This window comes from Umezawaea sp. Da 62-37 (genome assembly GCF_032460545.1).
GTDB lineage: Bacteria > Actinomycetota > Actinomycetes > Mycobacteriales > Pseudonocardiaceae > Umezawaea.
This window is the reverse complement of sequence record NZ_CP135965.1, coordinates 1,757,784-1,773,711: the sequence shown is the minus strand read 5'-3', so window position 1 is coordinate 1,773,711 and position 15,928 is coordinate 1,757,784. Positions and strand designations below refer to the sequence as shown.

The window sequence follows — 15,928 nt, the reverse complement described above, 5'->3', positions numbered from 1 at the left end:
TGGGCCATGTCACCGCGAGGGCGTCCGCGTTCGTTCGACCGCGACACCGCGCTGGAGCGGGCGATGCGGCTGTTCTGGGAGCGCGGGTACGAGGGCGCGTCGATGGCGGACCTGACCGCCGTGATGGACATCGGCTCGCCGAGCCTCTACGCGGCGTTCGGCAGCAAGGAGGCGCTGTTCCGCGAGGCCGTCGCGCTCTACCGGGGGACCGCGGGCGGCTTCACCGGCCGAGCGCTCGCCTCGGGCGCCACGGCGCGCGGTGCCGTCGAGTCGGCGTTGCGGGGCAACGCGGCGGCCTACCTCGAACCGGGCCATCCGCGCGGGTGCCTCGTGGTGCTGGCGGCGTTCAACTGCTCGGACCAGGGGGTCCGCGAGCACTTGGCCGATGCTCGCAGGCACGGCCGTGAGCTGATCAGGCAGCGGTTGCGCCGCGGTGTCGAAGACGGCGACCTGGTGGTTGGCGCGGATGTGGACGCGATGGCCACCTTCTACACCGCGGTCCTGAGCAGCCTGTCGCTCGAAGCCCGCGACGGCGCCACGGCCGCGGACCTCGACGCGATCGTCGACGGCGCGATGGCCGCCTGGCCCGAGCGCACCCCCGCGCCGTGACACGGGGGTGCGGCCGCGGTGCTACAGCTCGACCGTGCCGTGGTCGCCGCCGTCGTAGCGCTCACCGCTGATCTTCGACTTCGCGAAGCTCAGCACCGACGCGATCCGCCCACCGGGCGTGTCCCAGTACTCGGCCGACCGCGCGGTCACCTTGATCAGCGCCACGTTCGGGTCCTCGGGGCCCTGCGGCAACCACGCCTCGACCCAGCCGTTCCACAGCTCGCGCGTCTTCGCCGGGTCGTCGACCAGCTCCGCGGTGCCGTAGATCGAGATCCACTTGTCCTTCGTCGTGAGCGTGACCCCGACCTCCGGCACAGCGGCGATGTGGGCGACCTTGCGCGAATCGCGCTCGGCGAAGAACCACAGGTCACCGTCGAACTCCACCTCCTGCTGCGCCATCGGCCGACTGATCAGACGACCGCTCTCGTCGATGGTGGTCAGCATGCCGACGCGGATGTCCGAGGCCAACCCGGCGAGCTTGCGCACCTCGTCGTCGTGAGCCTCGGCCCCGGTCGTTGCCTTGGTCATGCGCACTCCTCGTGGTCGCGAACGGAACACCCCCGGGGTTCCCCGTCGGGGGTGTTCGCACTCCTCGGGGAGCAGGTTGTCGTTGTGGTGGGGCGGGGTGGGTGTTAAACCTCCTAGTTCGGAAAGTTCGTTCAGCTTGTCGGTGGTGAGGCGAAATCCGGCCGCGATGCGGGTTCGCGGATGGGTGGGGGCGCGTTCATGACGGTCTGCCCTACGGGTCGCACCGGATTTGTCGATGACCGGACAACGCGATCCGTCCATTCGGCCGGTCCCACGACGCCGAACCGCACATGTCGGGTTTGGCAAGGACTTTTGACCTCCCCGATCTTTCCGGACGCCGGCACCCTGGAGCTGATGATCTCTACCGGGGGAGAAGCGGATGACGTTCGACGTGGTGCGGTGGCAGGGGCGGCTGGACGAGGTGGCGGCGCGGCAGCGGGTGCCGGGGGCGTCGTTGGCGGTGCTGGTGGACGGGCAGGTGCACGAGTTGGTGACGGGGGTGTTGCACCGGGGGACCGGGGTGGCGGTGACCGCTGACTCGGTGTTCCAGATCGGGTCGGTCAGCAAGGTGTACACGGCCACGCTGGTGATGCAGTTGGTGGAAGCCGGGGTGCTGGAGCTGGACGCGACGGTGCTGTCCGTGCTCCCCGAGTTCGCGGTGGCGGACGCCGAGGCGACGAAGTCGGTGACGGTGCGGCAGCTGCTGACGCACACGAGCGGGATCGACGGGGACTTCTTCCACGACACGGGGCGTGGGGACGATTGCGTGGCGAGGTACGTGGAGGCGTGTGCGGGACTGGGGCAGAACCACGCGCCGGGGGCGACGCTGTCGTACTGCAACAGCGGGTTCAAGATCCTGGGGCGGGTCGTGGAAGTGCTGGCCGGGCAGGTGTGGGACGAGGTTCTCAAGGAGCGGATCGTCGGGCCGCTCGGGTTGGCGCACACGATGACGTTGCCGGAGGAGGTGCTGCGGTTCCGGGCGGCGATGGGGCACGTGGGGGAGCCCGGCCTCGATCCGGAGCCCGCGTCGGTGTGGAGCCTGCCGCGGTCGATCGGGCCCGCGGGCGGGATCTGCGCGACGGCGGCGGACGTGGTGCGGTTCGCGAAGGCGCACCTCGACGGCGGGGCCGGGATCCTGGGGGCCGGGTCGGTCGAGGAGATGCGGCGGCCGGAGGCCGAGGTGCCCAACCGGTGGCGGGCGGCGACGCACTGGGGGCTCGGGTGGGAGTTGTTCGACTGGCCCGGCGGGCCGGTGATCGGGCACGGGGGCGCGACCATCGGGCAGTACGCGAACCTGTACGCGGTGCCCGACAAGGGGGTCGCGATGGCGTTGTTGACCAACGGGGGCGCGGTCGGCGGGTTGTTCGAGTCGGTGCTCGGTGAGCTGCTGGAGGAACTGGCGGGTGTGCGGATGCCGCACTTCGCGCCGCCCGACGCGCCGCCGGTCGTGGACTTCTCCGGCCACCTCGGCACCTACCGCAGCGCGGGGCTCGACTTCGAGCTGACCGACCGGGACGGGCGGCTGCACAGGCGGTACCGGTGGGTCGGGGAGACCGCGGACCTGCTGCCGCCCCACGAGCTGGACTTCGTGCCGGTGACGGACGCGCTGTTCGCGGGCCGCGTGCACGACGAGGAGGAGTGGCTGCCGCTGGTGTTCTACACGCCCGCGGGCGCCGGTCCGTACCTGCACTTCGCGATGCGGGCGGTGCCGAAGACCGCCTGAGTCCCGACACCGGCCACCTGTCGGTCCGCACCCGACCAGGTGATCTTGCCGGCGACCGTCTCACCAGGACGTGTCCCCGCGGCCGGCGAACGGCCGAAGGCCGCGGACGACGGGAGCGCGGACGGCTCCAGGTCGCGCTCGGTGATCACCGGGCCGGGCGCGACCGCCCGCAACGGGTGATCATCGCGGGCGATGTCCGCCATTGGTGTCCCGCCGGGGCTTGCCACACCCGCGAGGATCAGGCGGTACACCCTCCCGGCGGGACAGGGGAAGACGATGGACCCGATGGACCTCCACTTCGACGCGGTCGTGGCGGACGCGCACAACGACCTCCTGATGCTGGTGGCGCGCCGCCCCCGTGCGGTCTGGGCCGACTACTTCCGCCACCACTGGTACCCGCAGCTGCGCGAGGGCGGGGTCGACGTGCAAGTGCTGCCGGTGTTCGTCGACGACGAGTTCCGCCCGGAAGGGGCGTGGCGGGCGACGCTGCGGATGATCGAGGCGGCGCACCGGATCGCCGAGGGCAACGCCGACGTCGTCGCGCTGTGCCGCACCGGCGCCGAGATCGACCACGCGCTCGCCTCGGGGCGGATGGCGCTCGTGCTCGCGCTGGAGGGCTGCCCGCAGGTCGACGACGACGTCGAACTGCTGAACACGCTGGCGCGCCTGGGGGTCCGGGCCGTGTCGTTCACCCACTTCGGCCGGTCGATGCTCGCCGACGGGTCGGCGGAGAACGCCTCCGGCAGCAGGCTCACCCGCGCCGGGGTCGAGGCGGTCGGGCTGCTGGAGTCGCTCGACGTGCTGGTCGACGTGTCGCACCTGGGTCGCGGCGGGGTCGAGCACGTGCTGGAGCTGGCCACCCGCCCGGTGGTCGCTACGCACTCGTCGGCCGACGCGCTGCACCACCACCACCGCAACCTCACCGACGACGAGCTGCGCGGCGTCGCGGCCACCGGCGGCGTGGTGTGCGTCAACTTCTTCGCCGGGTTCCTCACCGAGGAGAAGCCGACCGTCGACCACCTGGCCGACCACATCGCGCACGTCGTGGCGGTCGCGGGGGAGGACCACGCCGGGCTGGGCAGCGACTTCGTGGCGGAAGTCCTCGACGAGAAGGTCCCGGCCTGCGACCGGCCGCTGACCGTCGAGGGGGTCGACGCGGAGGTGCTGATCCCCGGCCTCGGGGGTCCTGCCGGGATGCCGATGATCACCGACGCCCTGCTGCGCCGGGGGCTCGCCGAACCGGTGGTGCGCAAGGTGCTCGGCGGCAACCTGGTCCGCGTGCTGGGCGGTGGTCCCCCGACGTTCTCCGGGGTCGCACACCGGGGTGGAACGGGGGGATGACCCCGATCCGGTCGCGCGCTCCGCGTGCCAGGGTCGCTCCATGAAGTTCGCCGGAGCCGGTCTCCTCGCCCTGCCGGTGTGTTTCGCCGCCTACGGGGTCGTCCGCCTGATCGGCCGGGTGGACGGCCGCTACGGGCCCGGCCCCGACTGGCAGGCCGCGCACGTCGTGAACCTGGTGGGGCTGCTGGTGTTCATCCCCGCGCTGGTCGCGCTGTGGCGTTCCCTGCCGCGCACGCGGGGCCGGGACGCGGCGGTCGTCGTGGCGCTCGTCGGCGCCGCCACCACGGTGGTCCAGTTCGTCGTCGACGTCGTCGCGGGCCTGCTCGCCGCCGACAAGGCGGGCATGAACGAGATCAGCGGCCGGTTCGGGGACCTCCCCGGCGCGCACCTGCTCTTCTACGTCGTCGGTCCGCCGCTGCTCCACCTCGGCCTGCTGGCGCTGACCATCCTCCTGCGGCTGCCCTGGTGGAGCCCGGTGCTCGTCCTGGTCGGTTCCGCCCTCACGATCTTCTCGCTGGACCTGATCCCGGTTGCGGGCGCCTGCCTGCTGGTCGCGATGATCCCGCTCGCCCGGACGCGGGACCGGATCTCCCCGCCGCCCCGGCACGCGCAGCGCATGGCGGTCGACTGAGGAAGTCCCCTCGCTGTCGTTCCCGGCGCTGCGGACGCGCCCCCCTGCCCGGCGGGCGCGTTCGGGAACCCGCAGGTACGCCCGTGATCCGGGCCGCGCGCCCGTCCGCGTGTCGGCGGTGTGAACGGTTCTTTGTCGCAGTCCGACAAAACGGCCGATGTCCCAGGCACGTTCGGCGTGGTCGGCCACACGCTGGGTTCACACGCGGTGGCGGCACGGGGCGCACATCACACCGCGTGGGCCGTAGGGGGTGCCGAAGGGGCTCGCTAGGGGTTGTCGACGCCCCGGTTTTTGGCGGATCCTTACAACGCAGGGCACCTGACACGCGTTGCGATCGCCATACCCGTACTAGTCGGCAGCCGAGAGGGTGTACTCCCGTTGCGACGGCGACGGCCGTCCAGTTCGTTGTCTCCGAAAGGCCCGTTCAGTGTTCAGTCGTGTTGCCATCGTCAACCGTGGGGAAGCCGCCATGCGGCTCATCCACGCCGTTCGGGACCTAGCCGCGGAGTTGGGGACACGGATCGAGACCGTCGCCCTGTACACCGACTCCGATCGGACGGCCACCTTCGTTCGGGAGGCCGACCTCGCCTACGACCTCGGTCCGGCGTCGGCCCGCCCCTACCTGGACCACGCGGTCCTCCGGCGAGCGCTCCTGGAGACCGGGGCCGACGCGGCCTGGGTCGGCTGGGGCTTCGTCGCCGAGGACCCGAACTTCGCCGACCTGTGCGACGAGATCGGCGTGACCTTCGTCGGGCCCAGCTCCGACGCCATGCGCAAGCTCGGTGACAAGATCGGCTCGAAGCTGATCGCCGAGCAGGTCGGCGTGCCGGTGGCGCCGTGGAGCGGCGGCCCGGTCGACGACCTCGACGCCGCGCTCAAGGCCGCCAAGGACATCGGCTACCCGCTGATGCTGAAGGCGACCGCGGGCGGCGGTGGCCGCGGCATCCGCATGGTGGCCTCCGAGGAGGACCTGACCGCCGCCTACGAGCTGACCCGCCAGGAAGCGGCGCGGGCGTTCGGCAGCGGTGTCGTCTTCTTGGAACGCCTGGTCACGGGCGCGCGCCACGTCGAGGTGCAGGTGATCGCCGACGGGCAGGGCACCGCTTGGGCCCTGGGCGTGCGCGACTGCTCCGTGCAGCGGCGCAACCAGAAGATCATCGAGGAGTCCGCCTCCCCGGTGCTGAACCCGGCCCAGGTCGCCGAGCTGAAGGCGGCCGCCGAACGGCTCGTGCTGGCCGTGGACTACCAGGGCGCGGGCACGGTCGAGTTCCTGTACCACCCCGGTGAGCGCCTGTTCGCGTTCCTGGAGGTCAACACCCGTCTCCAGGTCGAGCACCCGATCACCGAGATCACCACCGGTGTCGACCTGGTCAAGGCGCAGCTGCACGTCGCGTCCGGCGGCAAGCTGGAGGGCGACGCGCCCGCCGAGTGGGGTCACGCCGTGGAGGCCCGGCTCAACGCCGAGGACCCCGACCGCGACTTCGCGCCGTCGCCCGGCAGGATCGTCCGCCTGTCGCTGCCCAGCGGTCCCGGCATCCGGGTCGACACCGGGTTCAGCGAGGGCGACACCATCCCCGGCGACTTCGACTCGATGATCGCCAAGATCATCGCCCACGGCCGCGACCGCGCCGAGGCGCTGGCCAGGCTGCGCCGCGCCATGACCGAGACGACCGTCATCATCGCGGGCGGCGTCACGAACAAGGGCTTCGTCCGGGACCTGCTCGACGAGCCCGCCGTGATCGACGGCTCCGCCGACACCGGCTGGATCGACCGGGTCCGCGCGCAGGGCGGCCTCGTCACGCACAAGAACTCCGCCGTCGCGCTGATCGCCGCGGCCATCGAGGCCTACGAGGACGAGGAGGTCGTGTCGCGGCAGCGCCTGCTGACCACCGCGCACGGCGGCCGTCCCCAGGCCCAGCACGAGACCGGCCGCGCGCTGGAGCTGAAGCTGCGTGAGGTCGGCTACCGCGTCCAGGTGTCCCGCGTCGGCCGCGGCCGGTTCCGGGTCGGCGTCTCCGCGGGCGGCCCCGAGCACTCGGCCGACGTGGACGTCGAGCGCTTCGACAGGCACTCCGGCCAGCTCATCGTCAACGGCGTCCGCTTCCGGGTGGTGACCGGCACGCACGGTCCCGTCCACCAGGTCGAGGTCGACGGCGTCACCCACCGCATCAGCCGCGACGAGGGCGGCATCGTCCGCTCGCCCGTCCCCGCGCTGGTGGTGGCCACGCCGTTGCAGGTCGGCGACGAGGTCGAGGCGGGCGCGCCGCTGCTGGTCGTGGAGAGCATGAAGATGGAGACGGTGCTGCGCGCGCCGTTCCGCGGCAGGCTCCGCGAGATCGCGGTGCAGGTCGGCAGCCAGGTGGAGGTGGGCGCCCGCCTGCTGCGCCTGGAGCCCGTGAGCGACGACGACGAGGCCGCGAGCCCCGCTGCCGCCGCGCCTGCCGCGGCCCTGGAGCTGCCCGCCGAGGCCTCCGACACCCCGGCGCGGACGCGGGCCGCCAACGGCCTCCAGGACCTCCGCAGCATGCTGCTGGGCTACGACGTCGACCCGGTCGACGCCGGTCGCCTGCTGTCGGACTACCTCAAGGCCCGCGCCGAGCTGGCGTCGGCCGGTCAGCGCCCGCTGGTGGGGGAGAGCGGCCTCGTGCAGCTCTTCGCCGACCTGTGCGAGCTGAGCCGCAACCGGCCCGTGGGCGAGGAGTCGAAGCCCGACTCCTCGGTGCACAGCCCGCGCGAGTACTTCCACACCTACCTCCAGAGCCTCGACGCGGACCGCGCGGGCCTGTCGGAGGGCTTCCGCCTGCGCCTCACGCACGTGCTCGCGCACTACGGCGTGGACGGCCTGGAGCGCACGCCGGAACTGGAGGACGCGGTCTTCCGCGTCTTCCTCGCCCAGCAGCGCTCGTCCTCGGACGTCGGCGTGATCACGACCCTGCTGCGCCAGTGGCTGACCGAGGGCCCGCCCGCCGAGGCGGACCGGGTGACCGTCGGCCTCGCCCTGGAGCACCTCGTCGCCGCCACCCAGGTCCGCTTCCCCGCGGTGTCCGACCTGGCCCGCGGCGTGGTGTTCGGCTGGTTCGCCCAGCCGCTGCTGCGCCGCACCCGCGCCAAGGTCTACACCGCGGTGCGCAAGCACCTGCGCCACCTCGACCTGAACCCCGACGCCGCCGACCGCGCCGAGCGGATCTCGGCCATGGTCGCCAGCGCCGAGCCGCTGGTCCGGCTGGTCGGGCAGCGCATCGGCCGCGAGGGCGCGGACCCCGTGCCGCTGCTGGAGGTCCTGACCCGCCGCTACTACGGCAACCGCGCCCTGAGCGACGTCCGGGTCAGCACGGTGGGCGGCTGCACGTTCGTCGTGGCCGACCACCGGTCCGCCGCGGGCGACGGCAAGGTCGTCACCACGGCCGTCGACTTCCCGGCGCTGCCGGAGGCCGTGCGGGCGCTCGGCGAGTTCGCCGGGGACGGCGACCTGGTCGCCGACCTCTACCTGACCTGGGCCGACGGCCCGGAGGACACCGACGCCATGGCCGCGAAGCTGGGCGAGGTCCTGGCCGCGCAGCACCCGTCGGACCGGGTCGGCCGGATCACCACGACCGTCGCGGGCAACAGCGGCGCCGTGATGCACCACCACTTCACGTTCCGCCCCTCGCCCGACGGCTTCACCGAGGAGCGCCTGCTGCGCGGTCTGCACCCGCGCATCGCCGAGCGCATGCAGCTGGAGAGGCTGCGCGCGTTCGACCTGACCCGGCTGCCCTCGCCCGACGAGGAGGTCTACCTCTTCCGGGCGCAGGCCAAGCAGAACAAGTCCGACGAGCGGCTCGTCGCGCTCGGCCAGGTCCGCGACCTGACCCCGCTGCGCGACGACGAGGGCAGGCTCGTCGCCCTGCCCGCGGCCGAGGACATCCTGGCCACCTGCCTCGACGCCATCCGCCGGGCGAAGAAGCCCGGCGCGAAGCGGTCGCCCACGAACCGGATCGTCATCTACGTGTGGCCGTCGGTCGACCTGAGCCCGGACGAGCTGAACGTCATCGCCAAGCGCGTCATGCCGACGACCGCGGGCGCGGACCTGGAAGAGGTGCTGTTCCTCGGCAGGCGCCGCGACCCCGCGACCGGTGAGCTCGTCGACATCGCCGTCCGGATCGGCTACGACGTCGGCGCGGGCGTCCGGCTGTCCGTGGTGCTGCCGCCGACCGAGCCGATCGAGCCCCTGGACGACTACCGCCAGGAGGTGCTGCGGGCGCACAGCCGCGGCACGGTGTACCCCTACGAGCTGACCGGCATGCTCTCCGGCCCGTTCGGCACGTTCGTCGAGCACGACCTCGACGCCGCGGGCAAGCTCGTCCCGACCGACCGCGCCCGCGGCGGCAACACCGCGGCGCTCGTCGCCGGTGTCGTCAGCACGCCGACCTCGCGCCACCCGGAGGGCATGACCCGCGTCGTGCTGCTGGGCGACCCGACGAAGGCGCTCGGCGCGCTGTCGGAGCCGGAGTGCAGGCGCGTCATCGCCGCGCTGGACCTGGCCGAGGAGATGCGGGTCCCGCTGGAGTGGTTCGCGCTCTCGGCCGGTGCCCGGATCTCGATGGACTCCGGTACCGAGAACATGGACTGGGTGGCGGCCGCGCTCAAGCGGATCGTGAACTTCACCCAGGACGGCGGCGAGATCAACATCGTGGTCGCGGGCATCAACGTCGGCGCCCAGCCGTACTGGAACGCCGAAGCGACGATGCTCATGCACACCAAGGGCATCCTGGTCATGACGCCGGACTCGGCGATGGTGCTGACCGGCAAGCAGTCGCTGGACTTCTCCGGCGGCGTCTCGGCCGAGGACAACCACGGCATCGGCGGCTACGACCGGATCATGGGCCCGAACGGCCAGGCGCAGTACTGGGCGCCGGACCTGCGCTCGGCGCGCGAAGTGCTGATGTCGCACTACGACCACAGCTACGTCGCGCCCGGCGAGTCCGGTCCCCGCGCCACGCCGACGACCGACCCGCTGGACCGCGACGTGTCCTCGTTCCCGCACGCCGTGGCGGACAGCGAGTTCACCACCGTGGGCCAGATCTTCTCCGCGCAGTTCAACCCGGACCGCAAGAAGCCGTTCGACATCCGCACCGTGATGCGCGCGCTGTCAGACCAGGACCACCCGGTCCTGGAGCGCTGGGCGGGCATGGCGGACGCGGAAACCGCGGCCGTGCAGGACATCCACCTCGGTGGGCGCCCGGTGTGCCTGGTGGGCATCGAGTCCCGCTCGGTCCCCCGCCGCGGCTTCCCGCCCACCGACGGCCCGGACACCTACACCGCGGGCACCTTGTTCCCGCGCTCGTCGAAGAAGGCGGCGCGCGCGATCAACGCGGCCAGCGGCAACCGGCCCGTGGTGGTGCTGGCGAACCTCTCCGGGTTCGACGGCTCGCCGGAGTCGATGCGCAAGCTCCAGCTGGAGTACGGCGCCGAGATCGGCCGCGCGGTGGTGAACTTCAAGGGCCCCATCGTGTTCTGCGTGATCTCGCGCTACCACGGCGGCGCGTTCGTGGTGTTCTCCAAGGCGCTCAACCCGAACATGACCGTGCTGGCCGTCGAGGGCTCGTTCGCCTCGGTGATCGGCGGCGCTCCCGCGGCGGCCGTGGTCTTCGCCCGCGACGTCGACAAGCGCACCGGCAACGACCCGCGGGTCCGCGAGGTCGAGGCCAGGCTGGCCGGGTCCAGCGGCGGCGAACGGGCCGCGCTCACCACCGAGCTCGCGGAGACGCGGTCGTCGGTGCGGGCGGAGAAGCTCAGCGAGGTCGCCACCGAGTTCGACCGCGTGCACAGCGTCCAGCGCGCGGTGGACGTCGGCTCGGTCGACGCGATCATCAGCTGCGCCGAACTGCGGCCGCGGATCATCGAGGCCATCGAGAAGGGCCTCGAGCGGTAGTCGTGTGACCAGCGGAAGGGGCCGGGGACTTGTTTCCCCGGCCCCTTCCGCGTTTCCAGGTCAGTGGTGGCCGCTGCGGCCGAGGGTCTCCACGGGGGTCGCGCCGGGGCGGGTCCACTGCGGCACGGGGCGGCCGGTCGGACCCCACGTGGCGACGCCGTCGGCGTCCGTGCGCCAGTACCAGCAGGACCGGCCGCCGCCGTCGGCCGGGAGTTCCTCCTTGACGTGGCCGAGCACCGGCCTGCCCTCGGGCAGGTCCTCCCACGCCTCGCCGCGGCCGTGGGGCGTCATGTCGAGCAGGCCCATGGACCCGTTGACCCGCTCAGGGCCGCGGCCGGTCGTGGAGTAGGTGAGGAACGCGCGGTCGCCGTCGCGCAGGAAGCAGGTGAGGTACCCCATCTCGCCCCCGACCGGCTCCGGGACGCCGCGCACCGAGTACCAGGGCTGGGTGTAGCCCATGAACTCGACGAAGGGGGCCACCTCGTCCCACGGGCCGGGGGCCAAGACGGCGTAGGAGACGCCGCGGACGTTGAGGTAGGAGGCGTCCTGGAGGTGCCAGGCCGTGGTGGTGCAGCCCTCGCACTGGCCCTGGTGCGGTGCGCCGTCGTGCCACATGTGCTTGTAGACCACGAGTTCGTCGCGCCCCTGGAACAGGTCCAGGAACGGCACCGGGCCGTCGGGGCCGACGACCTCCACCGTCCCGTCGAACTCCACCATCGGCAGGCGACGGCGGGCGGCGGCGATGGCGTCGCCCTCGCGGGTGTGCGCCTTCTCGCGGACCAGGAGCTCGTCACGGGCGGCCTGCCAGGTGGCCAGGTCGACAACGGGTGGTTTGCCGGGCAGCGTGCTCGTCGGGTCGTCCGGCGTGGTCGTCATGGTGTCCTCCGCGGTGTCGGGTGTCCGGCACAAGTGCAGACTCCCGAACGGGCCGGAACTCGTCGCTGTCGTCAGAACGAGAGCTGGACCACCGCGACGACCACGACGAGACCCGGACCGCGCAGCATCCGGGCGATGATCCCGATCGGCATCGCGCCCATGGGCGTGTCCAGCAGCGGCGAGGAGTACTCCATCGGCGGCTTGGTCGCGCCCCGGTAGACGGCGGCGACCGACCCGAGCACCGACAGCGCCGCGTGCACGGGCGTGAGCACCGGCGCGGTGGCCAGCGTCCACAGCAGGGCCGCGGTGGTCGGCAGCGCGAGGTGGACCAGCGTGGACGCGGTGTCGGAGCCGCCGAGGGCCCGGCGCAGCGCGGGGGAGCGCCCCACGACCCGCAGGCCGCGGGCGAACCGGTCGGCGACCAGGTAGACGCAGACCACGTGGACCGCCGCCGTGACGGTCGGCGCGGCGACCCGGTCGACCAGGTAGGGAACCGGGAGCAGGGCGCAGAAGACCACCAGCCCCAGCGGCCCGCGGCGGTGCCGGGTCAGGTCGGCGCGCAGCAGCGAACGGACGCGGCCGCCGCGGAACCGCACCGACCGCACCGCGCCCGCCGCCCGCGCCTGCCGGGTGACCACCGTGTCGGACAGCAGAGTCGGGTTCAGCCAGGTGGTCGCGGTGGCCGTCGCGGTGGCGATCTCCGAGCCGGCGGACAGCGAGCCGCGGGTCAGCGCGGTCAGGGTCCGGTGCGCGTGCCAGGAGGCCACCGCGGCGCACACCACCGCCGTGACGGCCGCGGGGATCGTCGCGGCGAGGTGCGGCCACGGCAGGTCGGGGATCACGGCCAGCACGGCGAGCAGCACCACCTGCGCGACGATCACCACCGTCGTCACGTGCCTCGTGACGGCGGCTCCCCGTCGGCTCGCCTGCGCGTCGACCAGGGCCGCGCACACCAGCACGCCGACCGGCGCGCCCACCAGCGCCACCGGCGGGGCCACCGCGACCCCGAGCGCCGCGCCCGCGACCGCGCCGACGCCCAGCAGGGCGAAGAACCGCGGCGCCAGCAGCGACCGCCGGTCAACGGGCGTGCTGAGCAGCCACGACTGCGCCGCCCCCGACACCAGCACCGGCCCGAACACCACCGCCATCCGGCACAGCAGCGCCGCGACCAGCAGCGCCGTCACCGCCGTCATCCAGTGGAACACGTCCGGCGACCGCACCGGCGCCGCCGTCGCCACCGCCCCGACCCCGCTGCGCGCCGCCGACACCACCAGCCCGCCGACGATCACCACGTACAGCGCCTGTCCGTAGAGGTCCGACAGCCGCGCCCGCCACGACCGCGGGTCGGCCCGGTACCAGCGCAGCAACCGCCGCAGCTCCGCCCCGTTCACGCGCCCACGTCGACCCGGTCGTCCGCCACGGCCTCCAGCAGCGCCGCGTCGTGCGTCGCGAGCAGAACCGCCACCCCGGCCGCCTTCTCCGCCAGCAACCGCTCCGCCAGCCACAGCCGCCCGGCCACGTCCAACCGCTGCTCCGGCTCGTCCAGCACCAGCAGCCGCCTCGGCCGCACGAAGCACGACGCCAACGCCAGCCGCCGCCGCTGCCCGCTCGACAGCGTCGCGGGCAGCTGATCGCCCACCGCCTCCAGCCCCAGGTCGTCCAGCACCTCCGCCACGACGTCGTCCGGGTTGTCGGTGCCGTGCGCGTGGGCGTAGAGGCCCAGGTGCTCCGCGACGGACAGGTCGGGGAAGAAGTCGAAGTCGTCCAACACCGACGCCATGGCCGCCCGCACGTCGGCGGACGACTCCTTGAGCACCGCCCCGTCGAACAGCACCGCCCCCGAGTCGGCCACCGCGGACCCCACCACGCAGTGCAGCAACGTCGACTTCCCGGCTCCGTTGGGGCCGACGACCGCCGTGGCGCGGCCGGGGTGGAGCTTGAACGACACCTGCCGCAGCACGGTGAGCCCGCCGAACGCCTTGGTCAGGCGGCGGACGTCCAGGATTGCTTGACCAGCGCGTTCACCGACGGGATGTGCCACTGGCCCGGACGCTCTTCTCGTGCTCGGCGGTCGATGGAGACCGCCGACGCTATCGGACGGCCCATCGCCGCCCGTCGGGTCGGTCGGGTTCGGGTGGGGCCGGTATCGCCCGCATCACCCTGTTCACGCTCGTGTGCTCGTCGCTGTCCACGTCTGGTCAATCGCACTGGAAGGCCATTGCGCTACATGCCAATGTCTGGCGATTGGTATGACCAATGGTCTTGTTCGGGCATTGCTGATCGGTTCGATGGTTTGTTGGCACTCCGTGCTCGGAGAGGTACTGCGATTCCGCAAAAATGGTTGACCGGGCAATGAGCAGGTCACCCGCACAGCACGCTTAAGCGAACGCTTGTACTGCGATGCGGGAGCGCTCCCATTCCCCGTGACGGGGGTTGCGGAATTGATGAATGAGCAAGTTTGGCATCAAGTAATGAAATGTGATGCACGTCACCATAAAGGCGTATTCGCCACTGTGCGAAGTGGTAGGTGACTGTCTGTTGTGGACGGGGCGGACGTGCCACCGGTCCACACCGTGAGCGACAGGTGTGGAGTGCTCACGTTCGAGGGAATGCGGGTACCCGAAGCGGATGATCATCGGCTGGACGCTCGAGCGCGCCCGTGTTGGAGGTACCAGGCGAAATGCGAGTGGTGGCCGCAGCGGGTCGCTGTTGGCCCAGCGACCCGCCGCGGCGCCCGAGCTGCCCAGGTCAACAGGCTTCTGCCACGGGGATCTGCTCCCGCCCTCCGTCTCGACGAAGAGGGGCGCAAAGGTCAAGGTAGTCCAGAGCACCATCGGCGACCAGCGCGGCCGTCCCGTCGTCCGGGTGCCGTCCAGTCGTCCGATCAGGGAAAACGCGAGTTCCTTGGACGAGTGTCCGACTTCATCACCTGTTGGAGCCCGTGCCGTCCAATCAGGGGAATCGCACCTTGGGGCTAATCAAATGACACGTTCGAGTGAATGGGTCATATGGCCTTTACTGGAGTGGTTCAAATGTGCATCGAAGTTGAGCGGAACTCGGTTGAATGGGGGCTCCGGTAAAGGGGGAGGTGTTGCGGCCGGAACCGAGGGCTAGGATCGCTACCGACGGTCCAGCGCGACACGATGTCGAAGAGGCTGCCGGGTTGGCCCCCGGTGGTTCGGCAATTCGACGACGTCGACAAGCGCCGGACCGTCCGCTCACACGCCCAGGTCAACCCACCCGGCTACCGCCCGACGAAGGGGAAGCATGTCTGCTCCCGCCCACCGGTCGCTTCCGCGACCGGGTTCCTCGACCGCGTTGTTACGCCGTCCACCCGGTGGTCGTGCCACTCCGACGCGCCGAGCGACCCGCTAACGATGGCCGGCACATACCCGAGGACTCCCGGTGAAGCCTTCCGGAAGCTCCACGGACGTGTGCTGAGGGCCTGGCGAACCGCGGGCTGTCCCTCCAACGAGTGGATGGCCTCCCGCACCGGTCTTCCGGTCGGGGTGTTCCCAGACCTGCGCCTCGGCCCCCGCCTCACCTGGCGGGGCGCCGAGGCGGTGCTCAAGGCCTGCATGGTGGCCGAGGACGAGATCGCGTGGTGGCACCGACTGCTCATGGCCAACCACCCCTCCTCGCCCGCACGCCATCGACGGTCGCCCGGCGTCCACCTCGACGCGCCGCACGCCGTCGTCCGCCACACCTGCGCCTCGACGACCCCCGGTCGGCGGGGCGCCACTCGACGAGAAGGACCCATCACGATGTCGCACACCAGCGACGCACTGTCCAGGGCGCGTGCCGCCGCGACCGAGGCGGACTACGTACTGGCGATGGACGGACTCAGGCTGCTCTCGGGCCGTTCGTTCAAGCAGATCTCCGAACTGGCGGGTACCAGCAGACTGCCCAAGTCCACGGTGCACTACATGTGCCGGAAGAAGACGCTTCCCACCCGCAGGGAACAGGTGGTCCTGTTCGTCGTCGGGTGCGGGCAGTCCCTCGAGCAGGCCGAGCGGTGGGCGGTCGAGTGGGACCGCCTGGCCGCGGTGACGCGGGCGCCGAAGGCGGCGCCCGGCGAGATCACCGAACCGATGGACCCGGTCGGCGATGTCGAGGCGGATTCCGCGGAACCGCCTGCCCCCGTCGAGTCTTCCGGGCTCGCCCCCGATCAGGTCGAACCGGACGTCGTCCCGGCGTTCCCCGCCCAGTCCGTGAGGCAAGACCCCTCATCCATGTCCCGCATCCTCGTCGCGGCCCTGATGGCGCAGATGCTGCTGTTCCTGGTCGCGCTCTACATCCTGCACTAGCG

General features: G+C 71.9%; 10 protein-coding genes. 6 read left to right on the top strand and 4 right to left on the bottom strand.

Translation table 11 applies throughout. The features are described from left to right. Positions 1-6: 6 nt before the first annotated feature. Complete coding sequence (locus RM788_RS07565) at positions 7-609, top strand: TetR/AcrR family transcriptional regulator (RefSeq protein ID WP_315930810.1); 603 nt, start codon at positions 7-9, stop codon at positions 607-609. A gap of 21 nt (positions 610-630) precedes the next feature. Here RM788_RS07565 and RM788_RS07560 read toward each other — a convergent pair whose 3' ends face one another. Continuing rightward, positions 631-1,137, bottom strand: a complete 507-nt coding sequence (locus tag RM788_RS07560) for a pyridoxamine 5'-phosphate oxidase family protein (protein ID WP_315930809.1) — start codon at positions 1,135-1,137, stop codon at positions 631-633. A gap of 379 nt (positions 1,138-1,516) precedes the next feature. Here RM788_RS07560 and RM788_RS07555 point away from each other — a divergent pair, with 379 nt between their 5' ends. From RM788_RS07555 to RM788_RS07540, 4 genes are all read left to right on the top strand, one after another. Continuing rightward, positions 1,517-2,860 (top strand): serine hydrolase domain-containing protein, encoded by a 1,344-nt coding sequence (locus tag RM788_RS07555; RefSeq protein WP_315930808.1) that lies wholly within the window; start codon positions 1,517-1,519, stop codon positions 2,858-2,860. A 285-nt stretch (positions 2,861-3,145) separates the two neighbouring features. Beyond that, the gene (locus RM788_RS07550; RefSeq protein WP_315930807.1) at positions 3,146-4,201 is read left to right on the top strand and encodes a dipeptidase; all 1,056 of its coding nucleotides are present in this window, start codon (positions 3,146-3,148) and stop codon (positions 4,199-4,201) included. A gap of 40 nt (positions 4,202-4,241) precedes the next feature. After that, positions 4,242-4,832 (top strand): hypothetical protein, encoded by a 591-nt coding sequence (locus RM788_RS07545; protein WP_315930806.1) that lies wholly within the window; start codon positions 4,242-4,244, stop codon positions 4,830-4,832. 427 nt (positions 4,833-5,259) lie between these two features. Beyond that, entirely contained in the window at positions 5,260-10,743 is a 5,484-nt protein-coding gene (locus RM788_RS07540; protein ID WP_315930805.1) for an ATP-binding protein, read from the top strand. A 60-nt stretch (positions 10,744-10,803) separates the two neighbouring features. Here the strand turns inward: RM788_RS07540 and RM788_RS07535 are convergent, their stop codons facing one another. From RM788_RS07535 to RM788_RS07525, 3 genes are all read right to left on the bottom strand, one after another. Continuing rightward, on the bottom strand, positions 10,804-11,619 hold the full coding sequence (locus tag RM788_RS07535; RefSeq protein WP_315930804.1) for a DUF899 family protein: 816 nt from the start codon (positions 11,617-11,619) through the stop codon (positions 10,804-10,806). A gap of 71 nt (positions 11,620-11,690) precedes the next feature. Further along, entirely contained in the window at positions 11,691-13,010 is a 1,320-nt protein-coding gene (locus RM788_RS07530) for a DUF6297 family protein (protein WP_315930803.1), read from the bottom strand. Further along, positions 13,007-13,660, bottom strand: a complete 654-nt coding sequence (locus RM788_RS07525; RefSeq protein WP_315930802.1) for an ABC transporter ATP-binding protein — start codon at positions 13,658-13,660, stop codon at positions 13,007-13,009. Before RM788_RS07525 ends, RM788_RS07530 begins: the two co-directional genes overlap by 4 nt. Before the next feature lie 1,438 nt (positions 13,661-15,098). Between RM788_RS07525 and RM788_RS07520 the strand changes: the two genes are divergently transcribed. Continuing rightward, positions 15,099-15,926 (top strand): hypothetical protein, encoded by an 828-nt coding sequence (locus RM788_RS07520; protein WP_315930801.1) that lies wholly within the window; start codon positions 15,099-15,101, stop codon positions 15,924-15,926. The last annotated feature ends 2 nt before the right edge of the window (positions 15,927-15,928 follow it).

Bases quoted from the DNA above. Each gene is read 5' to 3' on its own strand.
- RM788_RS07560 (WP_315930809.1), bottom strand. From the start codon at position 1,137: ATGACCAAGGCAACGACCGGGGCCGAGGCTCACGACGACGAGGTGCGC.
- RM788_RS07520 (WP_315930801.1), top strand. From the start codon at position 15,099: ATGGCCTCCCGCACCGGTCTTCCGGTCGGGGTGTTCCCAGACCTGCGC.
- RM788_RS07565 (WP_315930810.1), top strand. From the start codon at position 7: ATGTCACCGCGAGGGCGTCCGCGTTCGTTCGACCGCGACACCGCGCTG.
- RM788_RS07545 (WP_315930806.1), top strand. From the start codon at position 4,242: ATGAAGTTCGCCGGAGCCGGTCTCCTCGCCCTGCCGGTGTGTTTCGCC.
- RM788_RS07550 (WP_315930807.1), top strand. From the start codon at position 3,146: ATGGACCTCCACTTCGACGCGGTCGTGGCGGACGCGCACAACGACCTC.
- RM788_RS07535 (WP_315930804.1), bottom strand. From the start codon at position 11,619: ATGACGACCACGCCGGACGACCCGACGAGCACGCTGCCCGGCAAACCA.
- RM788_RS07555 (WP_315930808.1), top strand. From the start codon at position 1,517: ATGACGTTCGACGTGGTGCGGTGGCAGGGGCGGCTGGACGAGGTGGCG.